Raw genomic sequence first — 18,666 nt, forward strand, 5'->3', positions numbered from 1 at the left:
TAATTACCATATCGGCGTTCAGAATTAATTTGATCCTTAACACTGTATCCTTTCTTCCCGCCGCAATGATGTTGGCATCAGCGGTCATTCATGCCGCGATAGGGTTATGGTTAAAAAAATCAGACGACAAGCTCGCCTTTCGCGCTGTTCTCGCACTCTCTACGGCTTTGCTGGTTCTGCCTTTCGCCTTTATTATTCCGCTTCCGGCCGCGCAGGCCTGGCCGTTCTTAATCGGCGGGGCGGTTATTCATTTCGTCTATCAGCTGAGCCAGATCAGCGCTTTTGAGCGCGGCGATATGGGGCTGGTCTATCCCGTCATGCGCGGCATGGCCCCGGCCTTGGCGGCGGGGTTTGCCTTTTTAATTTTAAAAGAAACGCTCTCCCCGATTGAGCTGTCAGGCTTATTGATCGCAGCCTTTGCCCTAATCGCCTTTGGTTGGCCCTCGCGCGGGCGGCCTGAGCGGTGGGGTAGCGCGATGATATTTGCTATCATCTGCGGCATTATGATTGCATTTTATTCCGTAATAGACGGCGCAGGAATGCGAATTGCGCGTGAGGGGCAGGGACAGATTTGGAGTTACCTCGTCTGGTTTTTCCTGCTCGATTGGGTCTTTCTGGTTCCGGTCGCGATATATATGCGGCGAAACCAGTTAAGCACCGCCGTAAAAGGCGCGATGCGTTCCGGCGCAATTGCGGGCATAGCGTCTCTGTTTTCTTATGGACTGGCCCTGATCGCGTTTTCGCTCGCGCCGATTGGCCCGATGAGCGCCATGCGCGAAACGTCCGTTGTTTTTGGCGCGGTGTTCGCGGCCGTAATTTTAAAAGAACCGTTTGGACAGCGGCGAATTATTCTCGCCGTTATTTTATCAGCCGGGCTTATTGCAATGCAATTTGGCTAGCCGCCAATTTCTCTTTTCTGATCGTACTGGCGCGTTTTTTCTCTGAGTCAGATTTAAGTTGTCCGCACGCGGCGAAGATATCGCGGCCGCGCGGCGTGCGGATCGGGCTGGCATAGCCCGCCGCATTGACCATATCGGAAAACCGCTCAATCGTTGACCAATCGGAGCAGACATAATCTGTTCCCGGCCACGGATTAAACGGAATGAGGTTCACTTTGGCCGGTATGCCGCGCAGCAAATTAATCAGCTCGCGCGCATGTTTCGGACTGTCATTAATGCCTTTGAGCATAACATATTCAAAGGTGATCCGTTTTGAATTGGACAGGCCGGGATAATCGCGGCAGGCCTGCATCAACTCCGCCAGCGGATATTTATTATTGATCGGCATAATCTGCGTACGCAATTCGTCATTGGCGGCATGAAGGGATATCGCCAGCATCGCATTGGTGCGCGCGCCCATCGGCACAATTTGCGGCACCACGCCAGAGGTCGAGACAGTAATACGGCGGCGGCCAATACCGAGACCTTCGGGGTCGCAAATGATATCCAGAGAGTCGCCGACCTCATCGGTATTATATAGCGGCTCGCCCATGCCCATAAACACAATATTGGTCAATTTGCGCACATCCTGCGTCGTCGGCCATTCATCCAGATCATCACGCGCCGCAATGACCTGCAACACGATTTCCTGTGCAGTCAGATTACGGACAAGACGCTGCGTTCCCGTATGGCAGAAGGTGCAGGTCAGCGTGCAGCCCACTTGTGATGACACGCACAGCGCGCCGGTTTTGGACACGTCAGGAATAAAGACGCTTTCGACCTCTATGCCCGGCGCCATGCGGATCAGATATTTACGCGTCCCGTCTTTGGAGATCAGGCGCTCGACAATTTCGGGGCGGGCCAGCGAGAAGGCTCCGGCAAATGTTTCGCGCAGGGGCTTGGCGATATTGGTCATCGCGTCCCAGTCCGTGACGCCGTAATTATAAATCCAGTGAAACACCTGTTTCACCCGCATGCGGATTTTCTTGGGCTCAATACCGATACTGGCCAGCGCCTGCGCCAGCTCGTCTCGCCCCAGACCGGCCAGCATGATGCGGCCTTCGCCATCACGCAATGCGCGCGGGAGAAGATCCGGAACCTCCGGTGTTTTATTTAAAAGCTCTGTTGCCATAGAGCGCGCCCTTAACACGGGCGTAAAATATTTAAAACGGGCAATGGCGGCTGCCGTATCTTGCCCGAATGCATCCTGATGGACATTTGACGCGTAACCAGTCTAAGCCTGATAGGGGCAGGGAGAACATCATGCCAAAACATACGCGCCGCGCCGTCATCGCCATTATCTTTGGAACGCTCATCGGATTAGGGATGGGCTGGGCCGGGAGCCAAGGCGGGCTGCAACTTGGCGGTATCGGCATTTTCATGCTCTGCACCCTGCTCGCTTATCTCATCAACTGGATTATATATGTGCCGTCAGCCCTGGCGCAGACCGAACATTATTTCGATCTGACGGGCGCGCTGACCTATTTATCGATGATCGCAGCGGCTTTATTTATGAGCGGAAATTTCAGCGCGCGCGGGGTCATCGCCAGCACGATGGTCGCGATATGGGCCATTCGTCTGGGCGCTTTTTTATTCCGGCGCGTGAAAAAGGCGGGCAAAGACGGGCGCTTTGACGATCTTAAAACCCATCCCGTTATCTTTTTTCAAGTCTGGACACTTCAAGGCCTGTGGTGCGTGCTGACCGTAGCCTGCGCGCTGGCGATTATCACGTCGGGTATCGATAAACCCATAGGCCTCGTCGGCTATATCGGAATAGCGGTCTGGATTATCGGGTGCGCCATAGAAGCTATCGCCGATCACCAAAAGACGCGATTTAAAAATGACCTAAAAAATGAAGGCGACTTTATCAATGAGGGCCTGTGGGCCTGGTCGCGCCACCCCAATTATTTCGGCGAAATTACCCTGTGGACAGGCATGGCAATCCTGGCGTTCCCCATCCTGTCAGGCTGGCAATATGCCGTGTTGATCTCGCCCGTCTTTATTTATCTGCTGCTCACCCGCGTCTCGGGCATTCCCATGCTGGAACGCCGCGGGAAACAGAAATGGGGCGACGACGCAGAGTACCAAGCTTATTTGGCGAATACCAATCGATTGCTGCCTTGGCCGCCCGCCGCTGACTAAATTAAATTGCCTGATCCGCTTAGGCCCGATAGAGCTTCGAGATGCATGCTCATCTCAATGCCTGCATCGCCGGAGACCTTTGAGTGATCGATACGCCCCATAATCCGGCCGATATTATCCGGCCCGCAGAGCCTCTCCCGCCTGTGCCTGTACGGCCGGCCAATTTGGGCATCGCGCTGTGGTTCATCTGTTTGGGCGCAATAGTGTTCAGTGTGTTTTTGGCGGCGACCCTAATTTTTACGCTTCTCGGTCTGATGGACGGGCAAAATATTCCCGAACGTTTGTCGGGCACGCCGCTCTATCTTTTTGCGGGCAGCTTCGGCATGGTGCCCGGCGCGCTTTTATATGTTTGGGGAAACACCCTGCTGCGCCGCGGCGCAAGCCGCGCTTTGGCGCTGTACCTCCTGACCTTTACGCTGCCCCTTATCGGCCTGGCCGGGTTTTTAAATCACTATAACGGACGGCTTTGGGCCGCTCTGACTTTAATCTGTGTTATCGCGCTGGCGCTTATCGCCACCGTAATCTGGCGTGCGGCAGGGCGGATGAGGCGGCGAGCACAGTGATGTGACTTGCAGGGCGGCTGCTGCCTCTCTATATTTTGATTGAGAGAGGCAGATTTAAAGGAGTTGATGATGGCATCACATATTAAATCGCTCATGGTAGCCTCCGCCGCAGCTTTGCTTGCGGCCTGCGCCACGGCGACACCCTATCAACCGGCGGCCAAAGTCGGCGCTTATGGTTTTGACCAACAACAGATCGAGAGCAATCGGTTTTCAGTGAGCTTTTCCGGTAATAGCCTGACCGAGCGCGAAACCGTTGAAACCTATCTCTTATACCGCGCAGCAGAGCTGGCCGTCGCCAATGGCTTTGATTATTTCACCGTGGCCGAGGCGGAAACTGACGCTAACCGCCGCGTAGTCGCGACGCCCTCGCCTTATAGCGGCTTTAATGATCCATATTACCGCGGATTTTCTCCGCGCTATGATTTTTACCATCCGCGTTATGGCTGGCGGTCCCGCTATCAATTTAGCAGCGCTTTTCGCGCGCGGCGCGGCGGGTTTTACAACGGCTTTGGCAGCCCGTTTTACGACCCGTTCTATGACGATTTTGACTACCGCGAAGTCACGCGCTTCAAAGCCGGCGCGCAGGTCGTGATGGGCCACGGGACAAAACCCGACGGCGATATCCGCAGCTTTAACGCCCGCGAAGTCTTGCAAAATCTTGGCCCTAAAGTTGTCTTCCCCGAAGAGCCGTCCTAAACCCTGATTATATCTGCACTATCAGGACGACGCCTTATGCTCTCAAGACGGGCCTTTACATCACGCCTCATGGCCGCTCCGTTCGGGGCGGCCTTTGCATTGGGACTTCCAGCCTGCAGTAAGCGGGGCGCTTATAAAATTAGCCGCGAAGATGAAACGCTATTGCGTATGGACGCCAGCGCCTTGGGGCGGAATATGTCCGTCATTTTCGATCTGACCGATCAGGATCGTGCGGAACGCCTGTGCGACGCCATAATGGCGCGTATGACCGCGCTGGACGCTGTATTTTCACTGGATAATCCGGATAGCGAGCTCTCACGCCTGAACCGCGAGGGGCATCTGGATACGCCGTCAGATTATCTTTTGGCGCTCAATCAATTTGCCCGGGAGATTACGATCGGCACGGGCGGCGCATTTAATATTGCGGCGGCGCCTATTACCGCGCTTTACGTGCAGGGTGGCCAGCCTGATCCCGAATCGCTCGCCGCCGCTCTGATCGCCGCGCAGGGCTATGCGCTGCCGGGCCGCTTCGGACTAAAGCTCAGCCGCGACGATATGCAGTTGGATTTTAAAACCTGCCTGACCGGCTTTACTGCCGATATTATCAAAGCGCAATTGACCGGCGCTGACATAAGAAGCGCGCTGATCAATACGGGCAGCTTTGCCGCCATTGGCACGCGGTCTGATGGCCGCCCGTGGTCAATTGATATTTCAGCCCCTGATGCGATGTCACTACCGCTAGACGGCGCAGGGCTGTCCTCTGAGAGCTTTGCGCAAGACGGATTTATGGTGGATCCGCGCCAGGGACAACAGCCCGCCCTTTACCGCAATGTTATCGTGACCGCTGACCGCGCCGTTCTGGCGGATGCGCTGTCTTCGGCCTTTTCGCTTATGCCCATGGCGGAAATAACCGCGCGCCGCAAAGCGCTTCTGGCCGGTGGACTGAGCGCGCGGTTGGATGTGCATCTGGTCAATAGAGCCGGACAGCAAATTGCCGTTAGGGGGTAAATCATAAGTAAATGAGAGGTTAATTTCTTAGGACTCTGCAGTTTGTTGAGAATCATTCGCATTTGCTGTTGTAATTGCAATTCATTCTTATTAAAGGCTACGCAACATCTATCGGAGACTTCTCATGTTGCGTACCCACCTGCTCATCGGCACCGTTCTGGCCGGTATATTTTCCTCCCCTGCATATGGCGCGGCGCAAAGCGATGACGATGAAATCATCGTTACGGGCCAATATTTGTCCCTTGATCAATTAAACGCGGTGAAAACGCCGACACTGATTATCAATGTGCCGCAAAGCCTGTCGATTATCTCGGAAATTCAGATGAAAGAGCAGGCCTTCACCACTATAGGCGACATCTTACGTTACACGCCCGGCCTCTCAATCAGCCAAGGCGAAGGTCACCGCGACGCGATTAATATTCGCGGAAACCAGAGCACAGCCGACTTCTTTCTCGATGGTCTACGTGATGACGTGCAATATTTCCGGCCTTTATATAATCTTGAAAAAGTTGAAATTTTGCGCGGATCCAACGCATTGCTGTTTGGGCGCGGCGGCGCGGGCGGCGTGATTAACCGCGTGCAAAAGCGCGCGGATAACAGCGATAATTTCACCACGCTCTCGGGCAGCGTCGACACATTCGGCGCCTTCCAGCTCTCCGCGGATACCAATATGCCGGTCGGTGAGACGGGCGCGTTTCGGCTAAACGGATTTTACGAACAGCTCGACAATCACCGTGATTTTTATGACGGTAAGCGGTACGGCCTCAACCCAACCGTGGGCTTTGATATTTCGCCAAAGACGCGGGTCAACCTGTCTTATGAATATCTTAGCGATGACCGCGTTGTCGATCGCGGCGTGCCGTCTGTTAGCGTTGCAGGCGCGCCGGATCGTCCGCTCGAAGGATTTGATACTACATTTTTCGGCTCAGCTGATGAGAACCAAACCACGCTGGAAGCCAATATTTTTACGGGGCGTGTTGAGCATGAATTGACCGAAACATTGCGCGCCAATGTCACTCTGCGCTATGCTGATTATGACAAGCTGTACCAAAACATTTACGTCAATGGTTATGACGCAGCGGCGAATACTCTGGTGCTGGACGGCTATCAGGATACAACAGGCCGCGAGAATCTGATCCTGCAAGGCAATCTGGTTGGCGAGTTTGCAACCGGTGCAATCGGGCATACCCTACTGGTCGGTGCGGAAGTGGGAAGCCAAGACACGAGCAATGCGCGCAATGATAATGTCTTTACCGCCAATAATGATGACCAGATCACAATCGGATTCACGGATCCGCTCAACATTCCGGCCTTCTCATTTTCCAATCCCGCCCGTAACCGCGCCTCGGATGTGCAGTTCAGCTCGTTTTATATCCAAAACCAGGTCAGCTTGACCGAAGCGTTTAAAATCGTTCTGGGCGCGCGTTATGATGTCTTCGATATTGACGTCACTGACATTGCTGCGGGCGGCGCGCAATTTAGCCGCCGCGATGCTGAGATTACGCCGCGTGTCGGCGCAATTTATAAGCCTGCGGATAATATCTCATTTTATGCCAGCTATAGCGAAACCTTCCTGCCGCGCTCCGGCGATCAGTTTTTGACGCTTAGTCTGGACAGTGAAGGCACGCGCCCGCAATTTTATGAAAATAAAGAGATCGGCGCGAAATGGGATATTCGCTCAAATCTCAGCCTGACGGCCGCCGTGTTCGAATTAGGCCGCGAAGCGTTCACAACGGTTGATCCGGCCGATCCGGCGCAAACGCTGATTATTGACGGATCAACAACGCGCGGCTTTGAAGTCCAGCTGGCCGGTAATATCACGGACGATTGGTTCATCAGTACGGGCTATAGCTATATGGACGGGCAGGTCGAAGGCGGCGCGCTGGACGGGAATGAAACCCGCCAGACACCGGAAAATATGCTGTCAGTTTGGAACCGCTATGACGTCACCCAGGATTTCGGTCTGGGGCTGGGCGTGACCTATCAGAGCGCTTCATTTGTGCGCGAAGATAACGCCGTAGAAGTTCCGGGCTATACGCGCGTCGACGCCGCCGCCTATTATAATCTTAGCGAGGATCTGCGCGTGCAGCTCAATGTCGAAAACCTGTTTGATGTCAGCTATTTTCCTGACGCGCACAGCAATGATAATATCTCGACCGGCAAGCCGCTCAATGCGCGCTTCACTGTCGCCAAAACCTTCTAGATTTAATTTTAAATTAAAATCAAAAAACGCCGGGCTGTGACCCGGCGTTTTTATTTTGAAAAGAGATATATTTAGCGCGGGGGCATGCGGGCCGCTGCGTCGGCGCGAAGATATTCGCCGTTAATATAAATATTCTCGGCCATAAATTCGACCACTTTGGCGTATTCCTGCGTCGTGCCGAAGCGCGCGGGGAACTGTACATGGGCGCGCAGGTTTTCTTTCACTTCGGGTTTCATCTGCTCGTATATCGGCGTTTCGAAAAAGCCCGGCAGGATGGTGTTACAGCGAATGCCTTCGCGCGCCAGATCGCGCGCCATCGGCAAAGCCATAGCTAATATGCCGCCTTTGGATGAGGCGTAAGCGACCTGTCCGATTTGTCCGTCCTGCGCAGCCACGGAAGCGGTATTGATAATCACGCCGCGCTCACCATCAGGCGCGGTAGGATCAAGGCTCATCATGCCGGCGGCGGATTTCGAGGCGCAGATAAATGTGCCGATCAAATTAATATTGATAATGCGGGTATAAAAAGCGATGTCATGAGCGCTAATCTCTCCGGTATCGCGCTTGCGCGAGGCCGTTTTCATGCCGCCGCCAATACCGGCACAATTGACCATGACGCGTTCCTGTCCATTCGCCGCGCGGGCCGCGTCAAATCCGGCCTGAACACTGGCCTCATCGGCGACATTGACCTTATGGAAGCTTGCGCCAATCTCTTTTGCAACAGCCTCGCCGCGCTCTTCATTCATATCGAAAATACCGACTTTCACGCCGCGCGACGCGAAAAGCCGGGCGGTCCCTTCTCCGAGTCCGGAGGCGCCGCCTGTCACAATAGCGGTTGTCGAGCTGTCAAGTTTCATGGAAATATCCTTTTTTACCTATGCGTGGGTCGTATAAAGATAAATGGGGACGCGTAAAACCAAAAAACCGTCCCTGCGCAAGGCGCTGGGACGGCTCCGCTGATTCAATGTGGGGCAAATCAGCTATAGGGACAATGCCCTGTGAGCCTGTTAGTTCCCTCTGTCACTGAAGTCTCACATCAAAGTAATACGAGGTTAATATCCCGCTAATCCTTAACCGAGATGGGCGGGACCGGTAGACACAGCCACCATAGCGGCGCGCAATGTGCGTTCGCCCAATTTAAATCCGTTTTGCATCACCTCGGCGACGTCACCTTTGGTCTCGGTCGAGGGGATATTGGCGACAGCCTGATGCACATTCGGATCAAATTTGGAGCCTTTGCCCGGCACGGCTGTGACGCCGTGACGCGCCAGCACCGCCATGAGGTTCTTTTCCGTCAGCTCAATGCCTTCCAGCAGACTAATGGCATTTTCACCCATATCTTCGCGGGCTTTACCGTCCAGATTATGTAGAGCGCGGGAGAGATTGTCATGAACGGAGAGCATATCAACAGCAAAGCGTTCAATCGCATAAGCGCGTGCGGAGACCGCTTCGCGTTCGGCGCGTTTTTTAACATTTTGCGCGTCGGCCATGGCCCGTAAGGCGCGGTCTTTCATATCCGCCAGTTCAGCTTCCAGCGCGGCGATTTTTTCATCGGCATCGGGCGCGTCGCGCGGTTCAGGATCGGGATCAGAAGCTTTATCTGAAAACGCGGCATCGGCCATGTCAGGCGCGGCAGCGGCAGGCGGGCTGTCTTTTTGACCCTGCGCGATCTGCTCCAGCACAGCGTCCAGTTCATCCATTGTCGGTTCGGTTTTGTTCGTACTCATTATTCATCCTTTGGACGGCCCAGAAGCCGCCCTACAATTTGGGCCGTATAATCCACCATCGGAATAACCCGCGCATAATTTAGCCGCGTCGGCCCGATGACCGCCACAGCTCCGATAATTTGGGCGTCAGCACCCAGATAAGGGGCCACCACCATAGAGCTACCCGATAATGCAAAAAGCGGGTTTTCCGACCCGATAAAAATTTTCACACCATCTGCGGTTTCTGTCCTGTCGAGCAGGTCAATCAGCGCTTCTTTGCGTTCGAGCTCTTCGAACAGACGCTGTACCCGTTCTAAATCGGTTTGCGCCTGCACATTGTCAAGGAGTCGCGAGCGCCCGCGTACAATCAAACTGCGTTTTTTATCACCTGACCAATCCGCCAGCCCCTGTTTGATCAGGCTCGCCGCCGCGCTGTCCAGTGCCGCGCGGCCATCGCTGATCTCGGCTAAAATCTGTGTGCGCGATTGATCCAGCGTTCGGCCCTTAAGGCGCGCGGAGAGATAATTACCCGCCTGCTCAAGCTGCGCCGGCAAAACGCCGCGCGGCAGATTCATAATCCGGTTCTCGACCTGTCCATCGGCATAAACCAGAACGGCGAGGGCGCGGTCCACGTCCAGCCCGACAAATTCGACATGACGCAGCGCATTTTGCATAGACGGCGTCAAAACAAGTCCCGCTCCGCCGGCAAGACCCGAGAGTAATGACGAGGCGCGCGCCAGCACATCATCAGGAGACTGGTTCGACGCTGTAATCTGTGCTTCCATTTGGCGGCGTTCGGCCTTGGAGAGGTCGCCAATTTCAAGCAGGCCGTCGACGAAGAGGCGCAGCCCGTGCTGTGTCGGGCGGCGTCCGGCGCTGATATGGTCTTTACCGAGCAGGCCCAGCTGAGACAACTCGCCCATAATATTGCGGATGGTCGCCGCCGAGAATGACAGCCCTTCGCGGCCGGATAATTGTTCCGCCAGCGATTTTGATCCCACCGCCTGCCCCGTCGCCAGATAGGTCTGCACCAGATCAGCGAAAACGGCCCGCGCGCGCGCGTCAATTGCGGCGAGCGGCGAACCGGGGAGGATGAGATCGGGCGGGGTCATAGTCTTTATATAAGGACGTGCCCTATCCGCGCCAAGCATCTTTAAAATGGACGGGCCGGAGTTTTGCGCCGGTGATGATAATATCAAAGCGGGTTTCGAAATTCAGCGCGTCCGGCCTGCGGTCAAAAAGCGTATTCATATAGACCTCTGCCGCATCCATAATCCGGTCCGTTTGAAAATCCGTGACCGACTCTAAGCCGTCCGTCAAATTCCGGCGGTGTTTGACCTCGATAAAAATAATAGCGCGGCCTTTTTGCGCGATCAGGTCAATCTCGCCGTAATAGCTGCGGTAACGGCTCTCTAATATCTTATAGCCCTTGAGCCGCAAATAAAGCGCCGCGAGCGTTTCGCCTTTGCGTCCGGCGCGTTCGGCCTGCCTGCGCCGCTCGCTCATAGGCTATCTTTAAGCTGCAAAGCGCGCGCATAGACTTCGCGGCGATTATGCCCTGACAGCGCCGCCACCTCATTTGCCGCGCGCTTGACCCCGCGCTCGGGAATGGCCGCCAGCAGAGCGGCGTCAAGCCGCGCGGCGTCCCAGATAGATTCACCCGCATCAGGCGGGCCGACCAGAACAACAATTTCGCCGCGCGGCGGATCGGCGATCACGCCCTCCATCAACTCCGACAGTGTTCCGCGCCGCGTTTGCTCATAAGTTTTCGTCAGCTCGCGCGCAATCGCCGCCTCGCGGTCCCCGAAAATATCTCTCATATCCGACAAACTGCTCTGCAGGCGCGGAGCGGTTTCAAAAAAGATTAGCGTTCCGGGCACAGCGGACAGATCTGCCAGCGCGGTCCGGCGCGCCTCGCTTTTGGGCGGTAGAAAACCGTTAAAAAAGAAGCGGTCACTTGGCAAAGCCGCTGTCGACAGAGCCGCCAAAGGCGCGCTCGCCCCGGGCACGGCGCGGATCGTCAGCCCGGCGGCGGCGCAGGCGCGGGCCAGACGAAAGCCCGGATCAGAAACCAGCGGCGTCCCCGCATCGCTGACTAAAGCAACAGAGCGCCCCGCCTCGATCTGCGCCACCAGTTTTGGCACCATTTTTGCCGCATTATGGTCATGATAGGCGGCTAAGGATCGGGTCAGACCGAAAGCGCGCAGCAGTTTAAGGGAGTTTCGAGTATCTTCGGCATAAAGGTGATCGGCGCTGCGCAGCACATCCAGCGCGCGCAGCGATATATCGCGTAAATTGCCGATCGGCGTCGCGACCAGATAAAGGGCAGGATCGAGCGCAACCTGACGGGCCGGATTATCCTGCGGCGCAGCAGCAAGCGGGGATTGCGAAAGCGCCGCGCTGGCTTTAGACCCAGTATCAGACACAATTGAATTTTTTTCCGATTTGGCCACGCAGGCTCCTATATGTATCGGGATGTGAAAGAGGTTATCATGACGTTTTCCAAACGCCGCGCAAGCGCCTTTGCCCCCCGATTAACGCCATGGCTGGCCTCGCTCATGCTTGGCGTGATGATGACCGCCTGCGCCACCCCGCCCCAAAACCCCACAACGCGCCCGCCTGTTTACGACAGACCCGTGATACAAAATCCCGACGGTGTTGATCCGCAGCTACCTAAGCCGCGCGAAGAAGAGCCGGAAAAAACGCCTGAAGAAGAGGCCGATGAAAAGGACGCCGAGATTGCTAAGCGCGAAGGCCTAACCCCGCCGCATATGCAAGGCCGGCCGATCCGCCGCGTTGCGCTGCTCCTTCCCTTTTCAGCCTCCAATAGCCGTCTGCGCACTGAAGCCGGATCCATGCTTCAAGCTGCGGAAATGGCCGTATTTGATCGCGACCGCGCTGATGTTCTTTTGATCGCGCTGGACACGGCGGGGACAGAAGACGGCACCCGCATGGCCACACAAAAGGCCATGGACGCCGGCGCGGATATCATTCTCGGCCCTGTGCTCGCCCCGAATGTCACGGCGGCCCGTGACCAATCACGCCGCGTCGATATTCCGATTATCGCTTTTTCGACTAATCAGGCTGTTGCCGGTGACGGCGTTTATCTGCTGTCATTCCCGCCTGAAGCCGAGGTCGAGCGTATTACCCGCTACGCCGCTGCGCAGGGCGCACGCCGTTTTGCGCTGCTGGGGCCAAATAATGGCTATACGCGCCGCGTCGAGCCGGCCTATCGCCGCGCCGTCTCCGGCGTTGGCGCGCAATATGTCATTACCCAAACCTATTCAGGCAGCTCGATCAACGACATGCAGGGGCCTGCATCAGAACTGGCGCGCGCCTATCTTCAGGGCGGCCAGCGCTTTGATGCGGTGCTCTTACCGGAGTCCGGAACGGCGCTTCGCTCTCTCGGTCCGCTCCTGCCTTATTATAATGTGAACCCGGCCTCGGTGAAATTTATTGGCACCAGCCTGTGGGATCGTTTGGAAACCACCCGCGAGCCCGCCCTGCGCGGCGGCATATTTGCCGCGCCTGATAAAGATGCCAGCGCGAATTTCAAATCAGCTTTTGAGGCGACATATGACGCCAAGCCGTCCACTTTGGCCTCACAGGCCTATGACGGGATCAGTATTGCCGCCCTTATAGCCGAAGATGATCCCAAAGACCGCAAGGCCAGATTGACGGATCCGCAAGGATTTTACGGCGTGGACGGATTTGTCCGCTTTCGGGTAAATGGCACGCCCGAGCGCGGCCTCGCCGTCTATGAAGTGCGTCAGGGACAATTCGTTCTGATTGATCCTGCCCCGAAAACCGCCGAGGATTTGGGTATTACGCTGAACTAAGCCGCAGCTAAGCCAAGAGCTGGCGGGTGACTTCATTGAGCACAAGCCGCCCTTTATCCGTCGCCATAATGCGTCCGTTTTTGGTCTCAATCAAATCTGCGGCAGATAGCTCAGCCATGTCAAAATGACGTCCGTTCAGATACGGGTGCGCGGCGTCAAACCCTTCGGCGATACGCAGTCCCATCATGACATATTCCTCGGCCACCTCATCAGAACTCAGCGCCTCTGTATCTAAGATTCCCGAGCCTGTAGCGGCGACGGCGTTAATATAGGCGCCGGGAGTCATATGTGCCGTAGTGGCTATACGGCCCGCATCCGTGGTGAGCCGTCCATGCGCGCCCGGCCCGGCCCCGACATAATCCACGCCCGTCCAATAGGCCATATTGTGGGCCGAGCGGTTTTGCGCTTGTGACGCCATGGGGCGCGCATAGTTGGAAATTTCGTAATGGGTGAAGCCTGCTGCGCCGAGTCTTGCTTCTGTCAGCTCGTAGAGCTGCGCCGACATATCCTCATTAACATCCAGCGTTTTGCCGCGCTGCGCCGCGCGTCCGAAAGCCGTGCCCGGCTCTATAGTGAGTTGATAAGCCGATAAATGGGTGATCGGAAAGGCCAGCGCCGCGTCCAGATCAGCCGCCCAGTCCGGCGCGCTTTGCCCGTCATGACCAAAAATCAAATCTGCCGAGACATTATCGAAAATGCGGCACGCCATATCCAGCGCCTCGGTCGCCGCCGCGCCATCATGATTGCGGCCGAGGAAAGATAAAACCTGATCATCAAAACTTTGAATGCCCAGCGACAGGCGGTTCACACCCGCCGCGCGATAGCCCTGCCAGAGCGCGGCGTCCGCGTCATCAGGATTGGCTTCCAGCCCGATTTCTAGTGTATCTGCCGCTGTCCATAAATCGCCGCAAGCGGTGATAAGTGTTCCGATTTGCCAGTCGCTCATCAAGCTGGGCGTCCCGCCGCCAAAATGAATAGAGGTCAGCGCGCGCGGCCCCGACATCTCGCGCCACTGCCTCAGGTCGGCAAGAATTGCGGTAACGAGATCATCACCGCCCGCGCCTTTCGACTTATACACATTAAAATCGCAATAGGGACAGATGCGCGCGCAATAGGGCCAGTGAATATAAACCGCCAGCGGGGTCATAGCCGGCTGTCGAACTCCGCGCAAATCAGCTGGGTGAACGCATCGGCGCGGTGGCTGATGGCATGTTTTTTATCCGGGTCCATCTCTCCAAAGGTCTGATCAAAACCCTGCGGCAAAAATATCGGATCATAGCCAAAGCCGCTATTGCCGCGCGCAGGCCATATGATATGGCCGTGCACTTTGCCAACATATGTCCGCGCGCTGCCGTCCGGAAAGGCCAGGGACAACGCACAGACAAAATGCGCGTCCGTCTCAGTCCGGCCGGATTTTTCCATCGCCTCTTGCACGCGCGTCATGCCCAGCGCCCAATTGCGCGCGCCGCCGTCCTCTTCGGTCCAGCGCGCGGAATAAATGCCCGGCGCGCCGCCCAGTGCGTCGACCGCAAGGCCGCTATCGTCGGACAGGGCCGGCAGGCCGGCAGCCTTGGCCGCAGCGATGGATTTAAGCTCTGCATTTGCGATAAAGGTTGCGCCTGTTTCCTCGACATCGGGCAGGCCCAGCTCCGCCGCGCTTTGTACGTTTAGGCCATAAGGGCGAAGCAGGTCGCGGATTTCGCGCACCTTGCCTTCATTATGCGAGGCCACAATAATGCGGTCAAAATCAAGGCCCATTGTGTCTCCAGTCACCAGTCAGTACATTTATTGTTATCACCGTGCCATCTTGCCACGCTTACGCCAATTGTTTAACCCTGTGACATTAAATAACGGGCAAATGTTTCATGAGCAGAAAAAACACAGATTCATCCCTCTCGGACGGGGACGACCTCGCTATCGATTTTGATGATGTCGCGCTGGACGGGCAGCCCCTGCGCTCGGCCATGGCGCTGGATATTTTCCTCGCCTTTATGAATGTCCTCGCTTGGGTGTGGCTGGCCTTAATGTTGATCGGTTTCGGGATTGCGCTCTTTCTCGCGACCGGTCAGATGATTCCCGGTTTCGAGACCTTGGCCGATGTGCCCGAGCGCGTGTTGATTATTATACTCGGCGTGCGCGTCACCGGCGCGGTTGTCGCGATTTTAGTTCTTTATGAGCTGCGTAAAATATCGGCCACACTGCTGCGCGGCGATCCCTTTGTGCCGCGCAATGCCGCGCGCCTGCGGCGTATATGGATCACCGTCGCGATTGGAGAAATTATATTTACCATATTGATGTTTATGGTGACGGTATATGTCTGGAATAATCCGGACCTCAATTTTGCTAATCACTGGTTTGGTGAAATGACCGGGCTGAATGAGGGCGAGAAAAAAATTCCGCTACGCTGGGAAGTCTGGTCACTTGTCTTAATCCTGATCGTATTGGCGCAGGTGTTCCGGCAGGGCGCGGATATGCGCGAGCAAGAAAAGTTGACGGTTTAACATGGCTATACGTGTCAATCTCGACCTGATCTTGCTGGAAAAGCGTATGTCGCTGACCGAACTGGCCGACCGTGTGGGGATCACACTGGCCAATCTGTCGATCCTGAAAACCGGCAAGGCCCGCGCCATGCGGTTTACGACATTAGAAGCGCTGTGCCGCGAGCTGGACTGCCAACCCGCCGACCTGCTGATTTATGAAGCGGATGATGAAGAGGCCGCAAATTAACTCTCCCGTCTAAACTCTGTTTTAAAGTTTAGCCTCTATAGGGGGCGGATGAGATTTTATAAGTTATATTTTACGCTTTTGGCCACCGCGCTGATGACAGCCTGCGCTTCTACGCCATCGCCCATTAAAGGCGCTCAGCAGACGTCAGCCAAAGGGCCGCTGCCTGCCAGCATTGTCGTTAAAGATGCCAGCTTGGCGCTGCCCGATCATAATTATTATCACCAGCAAGACCCCCGCTGGGGCGCTCATATTCTGGGCCCGACGACGACCACTCTGAGCAGCGAAGGCTGTTTGGTGACCGCGGCGGCCATGGCGCTGTCCAATCTGGGGTTTGCGACTAATCCGGGGGATCTAAACGCGCGCCTGACGGCTAAGAACGGCTTTACGCCCAAGGGCTGGCTGATCTGGAGCGGGCTGGAGCGCGTCACTGACGGCAAGGCCAAAGCGCGGTTTTTCAAAAACGGGACGGATAAAGATGTCCGCAGCTGTCTGGCCGATGGCTATTATCCACTGGTCAAATTCAGTCTCGCCAGCCGCCGCAGCCACTGGGTTATGGTTGTCGCCGACAGCCCGCGGGGGTTTTACGTGCGCGACCCTATGGTCAATATGAAATCGCCTATACCGCTATCGTCCCGCACGTCCGGGATACAATCCGTGCGCTGTATTGGTATCAGGGTCTAATTTAAACCCTCATAAGGGCGCGTTTAAAAACGCAGCGCGGCGGTCTTGCGCGTCACGGCGGCGCATAGCCGTTAGCTCCGCCCGGTCAATAAATCCGTCTTGATTGATATCTGTGAGATAGAAATCCGCGCGGACATAGCGATCAACAGTCAGGTTCAGCATCGCCGCCTCCAAACGGTAGGCGGCAGGCGGCGTCATTGCATTTGAAAACTCTTCAATGCTGAGCCGCATATCCCCGTTTTTATCCATATAAGCCATGTCACCCTTGGACGCCAATGCGCCAATGGGACGGGTCACGACAGCCCCAAGCTCGGCTACATTACTGCCCATGCGCGCGGCTAAATCTGACGCGCCGTGAACGGGGGCGGCGCCGCGCAGTGTCTGGCAGGCGCAGAGTAAAATGACGGGAGGAAGCAGACAGGCTATGTTTGATATAATATGCATAACCCGTCTTAAGCGAGAACATAAAGGCGGGCAATAGCGGCCAAAAAGCTTAATGTTAGTTCTTGATTTGTTCTATTATTTGTGATTAGAGACCCTATGTCTGTTGCCATATCAACTGTTGCTTTTGAGGGTACAGAGGCGCGCCGCGTCAATGTGCAGGTTCAGCTTACCCCGGGTAAGCCGATGTTTAATGTTGTCGGTCTGGGCGACAAAGCTGTTGCAGAATCGCGCGAGCGTGTGCGCGCGGCCTTTGCCTCTCTCGGCCTGCGCCTTCCCGGGCAGCGCATTATTATTAATCTCGCCCCCGCCGACCTGCCCAAAGAAGGCTCGCATTACGACCTGCCGATTGCGCTGGCCATTATGGCCGCCATTGGCGTCGTGCCCGCCGATATGCTGGAGCGCTATGCCGCTATTGGAGAGCTGGGTCTGGATGGGTCTATCTCTGATGTGCCGGGGACATTATCCGCTGCTGTTATGGCCAATAGTTACGGTCTGGGACTGATTTGCCCGCAAGGCAACGGGCCTGAAGCAGCCTGGGCCGGGGATCTGGATATCCTTGCGCCACAAAATCTGGTGCAGATCATCAATCATTTTAAGGGCGCCCAATTGCTCTCACCCCCCGTCGCAGGGGATTTAATCGCGGCGGAGGACGGCCCGGATATGCGTGATGTACGCGGGCAGGAAACTGCCAAACGGGCGCTGGAAATCGCGGCGACGGGCGGACATAATCTTCTTATGGTCGGCCCGCCGGGCAGCGGGAAATCCATGTTGGCGGCGCGGCTTCCGGGGCTGTTGCCGCCGCTGGCCCCGCATGAGCTTTTGGATGTCTCGATGATCCATAGCGTTGCCGGACTTCTGGAGCGCGGGCAATTATCGCGCGTACGCCCCTATCGCAGCCCGCATCACAGCGCCTCTATGGCGGCCATGGTGGGCGGCGGCACCAAGGCTAAACCCGGAGAAGCGTCGTTGGCACATCACGGCGTTTTGTTTCTTGACGAGCTTCCCGAATTCACGCCGCAGGTTATAGACAGCCTGCGCCAGCCTTTGGAGACCGGCGAGATCATTGTCGCGCGCGCGAATGCCCATATCAAATATCCGGCGCGGTTTCAGCTGATCGCTGCGATGAACCCCTGCCGCTGCGGCAGCGGCGGAGCCGACGGGGTGGCGTGCCGCCGCGGGCCGCGCTGCGCCGCCGATTATCAAGCCCGTATATCCGGCCCGTTTATGGACCGCATGGATATTCAAATTGACGTCCCGGCGGTCACGCCCGCCGATCTGGCCTTACCGCCTTCAGTTGAAGGCACCGCCGATATCGCGCCGCGTATTGCCCGCGCCCGTGAGATCATGATCACGCGTAATGGCGGGGCGCTCAATGCCCATCTCAGCCCTGACCGGCTGGATCATGTGGCCGAACTTGACCGCGACGGGCAAACTTTAATTGTTCAGGCCGCCGAGACATTGGGTCTCACAGCGCGCGGCTATCACCGCGTCTTGCGGGTCGCGCGGACTCTGGCCGATCTATCCGGCGCCGATAAAGTCCACCGCCTGCATATTGCCGAGGCCCTGTCACACAGACGGTCACGCCAAACACCGCAGCACTTTGCGTCATCCCCGCGAAGCGCTCAGATGCACGTGCCTGCGCGACCTAATCGCGGCAATTACGGGGGTTAACCTTTTTAAGAATTATCCCCCATCTAGTAACATCTTGTTTAGCATAGC

The 18,666-nt window shown here is 56.2% G+C and carries 20 protein-coding genes; 11 read left to right on the plus strand and 9 right to left on the minus strand.

Annotated features, from left to right (window positions below; all coding sequences use genetic code 11):
- The first annotated feature begins 29 nt into the window (after positions 1-29).
- Entirely contained in the window at positions 30-899 is an 870-nt protein-coding gene (locus H142_RS0111555; RefSeq protein ID WP_156812007.1) for an EamA family transporter, read from the plus strand.
- Here H142_RS0111555 and rlmN read toward each other — a convergent pair.
- Complete coding sequence (gene rlmN / locus H142_RS0111560) at positions 877-2,070, minus strand: 23S rRNA (adenine(2503)-C(2))-methyltransferase RlmN (RefSeq protein WP_017932301.1); 1,194 nt, start codon at positions 2,068-2,070, stop codon at positions 877-879. The two genes, H142_RS0111555 and rlmN, sit on opposite strands and share 23 nt — an antisense overlap.
- A gap of 131 nt (positions 2,071-2,201) precedes the next feature.
- Between rlmN and H142_RS0111565 the strand changes: the two genes are divergently transcribed.
- The 5 genes from H142_RS0111565 (at position 2,202) to H142_RS0111585 (ending at position 7,550) form a co-directional block, all read left to right on the plus strand.
- Positions 2,202-3,080, plus strand: coding sequence for a DUF1295 domain-containing protein (locus tag H142_RS0111565; RefSeq protein WP_017932302.1), 879 nt, complete (start codon positions 2,202-2,204; stop codon positions 3,078-3,080).
- Between the two features lie 83 nt (positions 3,081-3,163).
- On the plus strand, positions 3,164-3,643 hold the full coding sequence (locus tag H142_RS0111570; protein ID WP_017932303.1) for a hypothetical protein: 480 nt from the start codon (positions 3,164-3,166) through the stop codon (positions 3,641-3,643).
- A 69-nt stretch (positions 3,644-3,712) separates the two neighbouring features.
- Positions 3,713-4,339, plus strand: a complete 627-nt coding sequence (locus H142_RS0111575) for a CC0125/CC1285 family lipoprotein (protein WP_083899034.1) — start codon at positions 3,713-3,715, stop codon at positions 4,337-4,339.
- Between the two features lie 36 nt (positions 4,340-4,375).
- Positions 4,376-5,347, plus strand: a complete 972-nt coding sequence (locus tag H142_RS0111580) for an FAD:protein FMN transferase (protein ID WP_083899024.1) — start codon at positions 4,376-4,378, stop codon at positions 5,345-5,347.
- Positions 5,348-5,471: 124 nt separating this feature from the next.
- Entirely contained in the window at positions 5,472-7,550 is a 2,079-nt protein-coding gene (locus H142_RS0111585; RefSeq protein WP_017932306.1) for a TonB-dependent receptor, read from the plus strand.
- A gap of 71 nt (positions 7,551-7,621) precedes the next feature.
- Here H142_RS0111585 and H142_RS0111590 read toward each other — a convergent pair whose 3' ends face one another.
- The 5 genes from H142_RS0111590 to rsmI all read right to left on the minus strand — a co-directional run bounded on the left by H142_RS0111590 (position 7,622) and on the right by rsmI (position 11,709).
- Positions 7,622-8,407: an SDR family NAD(P)-dependent oxidoreductase gene (locus H142_RS0111590; RefSeq protein ID WP_017932307.1), complete on the minus strand. Its 786-nt coding sequence runs from the start codon at positions 8,405-8,407 to the stop codon at positions 7,622-7,624.
- Between the two features lie 213 nt (positions 8,408-8,620).
- A complete protein-coding gene (locus tag H142_RS0111595; protein WP_017932308.1) occupies positions 8,621-9,277 on the minus strand; it encodes a nucleotide exchange factor GrpE in 657 nt (218 codons plus the stop codon).
- A complete protein-coding gene (hrcA, locus tag H142_RS0111600; RefSeq protein WP_017932309.1) occupies positions 9,277-10,368 on the minus strand; it encodes a heat-inducible transcriptional repressor HrcA in 1,092 nt (363 codons plus the stop codon). The genes H142_RS0111595 and hrcA overlap by 1 nt, the downstream gene beginning before the upstream one ends.
- Positions 10,369-10,390: 22 nt before the next feature.
- Positions 10,391-10,762: a YraN family protein gene (locus H142_RS0111605; protein ID WP_017932310.1), complete on the minus strand. Its 372-nt coding sequence runs from the start codon at positions 10,760-10,762 to the stop codon at positions 10,391-10,393.
- Positions 10,759-11,709, minus strand: a complete 951-nt coding sequence (gene rsmI / locus H142_RS0111610; protein ID WP_017932311.1) for a 16S rRNA (cytidine(1402)-2'-O)-methyltransferase — start codon at positions 11,707-11,709, stop codon at positions 10,759-10,761. Before rsmI ends, H142_RS0111605 begins: the two co-directional genes overlap by 4 nt.
- A gap of 39 nt (positions 11,710-11,748) precedes the next feature.
- On the opposite strand from rsmI, the gene H142_RS15585 reads away from it, so the two are divergent.
- The gene (locus H142_RS15585; protein WP_169331857.1) at positions 11,749-13,095 is read left to right on the plus strand and encodes a penicillin-binding protein activator; all 1,347 of its coding nucleotides are present in this window, start codon (positions 11,749-11,751) and stop codon (positions 13,093-13,095) included.
- A gap of 7 nt (positions 13,096-13,102) precedes the next feature.
- Here the strand turns inward: H142_RS15585 and hemW are convergent, their stop codons facing one another.
- Complete coding sequence (hemW, locus tag H142_RS0111620) at positions 13,103-14,242, minus strand: radical SAM family heme chaperone HemW (RefSeq protein WP_017932313.1); 1,140 nt, start codon at positions 14,240-14,242, stop codon at positions 13,103-13,105.
- Positions 14,239-14,853, minus strand: a complete 615-nt coding sequence (rdgB, locus tag H142_RS0111625) for an RdgB/HAM1 family non-canonical purine NTP pyrophosphatase (RefSeq protein WP_017932314.1) — start codon at positions 14,851-14,853, stop codon at positions 14,239-14,241. The genes hemW and rdgB overlap by 4 nt, the downstream gene beginning before the upstream one ends.
- Positions 14,854-14,960: 107 nt before the next feature.
- On the opposite strand from rdgB, the gene H142_RS0111630 reads away from it, so the two are divergent.
- The 3 genes from H142_RS0111630 to H142_RS0111640 are packed head-to-tail and all read left to right on the plus strand — an operon-like array spanning position 14,961 to position 16,503.
- A complete protein-coding gene (locus H142_RS0111630; RefSeq protein WP_017932315.1) occupies positions 14,961-15,596 on the plus strand; it encodes a DUF2975 domain-containing protein in 636 nt (211 codons plus the stop codon).
- Position 15,597: 1 nt separating this feature from the next.
- A complete protein-coding gene (locus tag H142_RS0111635) occupies positions 15,598-15,822 on the plus strand; it encodes a helix-turn-helix domain-containing protein (RefSeq protein WP_017932316.1) in 225 nt (74 codons plus the stop codon).
- A 48-nt stretch (positions 15,823-15,870) separates the two neighbouring features.
- Positions 15,871-16,503 carry a hypothetical protein gene (locus tag H142_RS0111640; RefSeq protein WP_017932317.1) on the plus strand — a complete coding sequence of 211 codons (633 nt, stop codon included), beginning with the start codon at positions 15,871-15,873 and terminating at the stop codon, positions 16,501-16,503.
- A gap of 9 nt (positions 16,504-16,512) precedes the next feature.
- On the opposite strand, the gene H142_RS0111645 is transcribed toward H142_RS0111640, so the two are convergent.
- Complete coding sequence (locus tag H142_RS0111645) at positions 16,513-16,947, minus strand: EF-hand domain-containing protein (RefSeq protein WP_017932318.1); 435 nt, start codon at positions 16,945-16,947, stop codon at positions 16,513-16,515.
- Between the two features lie 96 nt (positions 16,948-17,043).
- On the opposite strand from H142_RS0111645, the gene H142_RS0111650 reads away from it, so the two are divergent.
- Positions 17,044-18,618: a YifB family Mg chelatase-like AAA ATPase gene (locus tag H142_RS0111650; protein ID WP_017932319.1), complete on the plus strand. Its 1,575-nt coding sequence runs from the start codon at positions 17,044-17,046 to the stop codon at positions 18,616-18,618.
- Positions 18,619-18,666: the final 48 nt, after the last annotated feature.

Origin of the sequence: Robiginitomaculum antarcticum DSM 21748, from assembly GCF_000365025.1 — a bacterium.
Lineage (GTDB): Bacteria > Pseudomonadota > Alphaproteobacteria > Caulobacterales > Maricaulaceae > Robiginitomaculum > Robiginitomaculum antarcticum.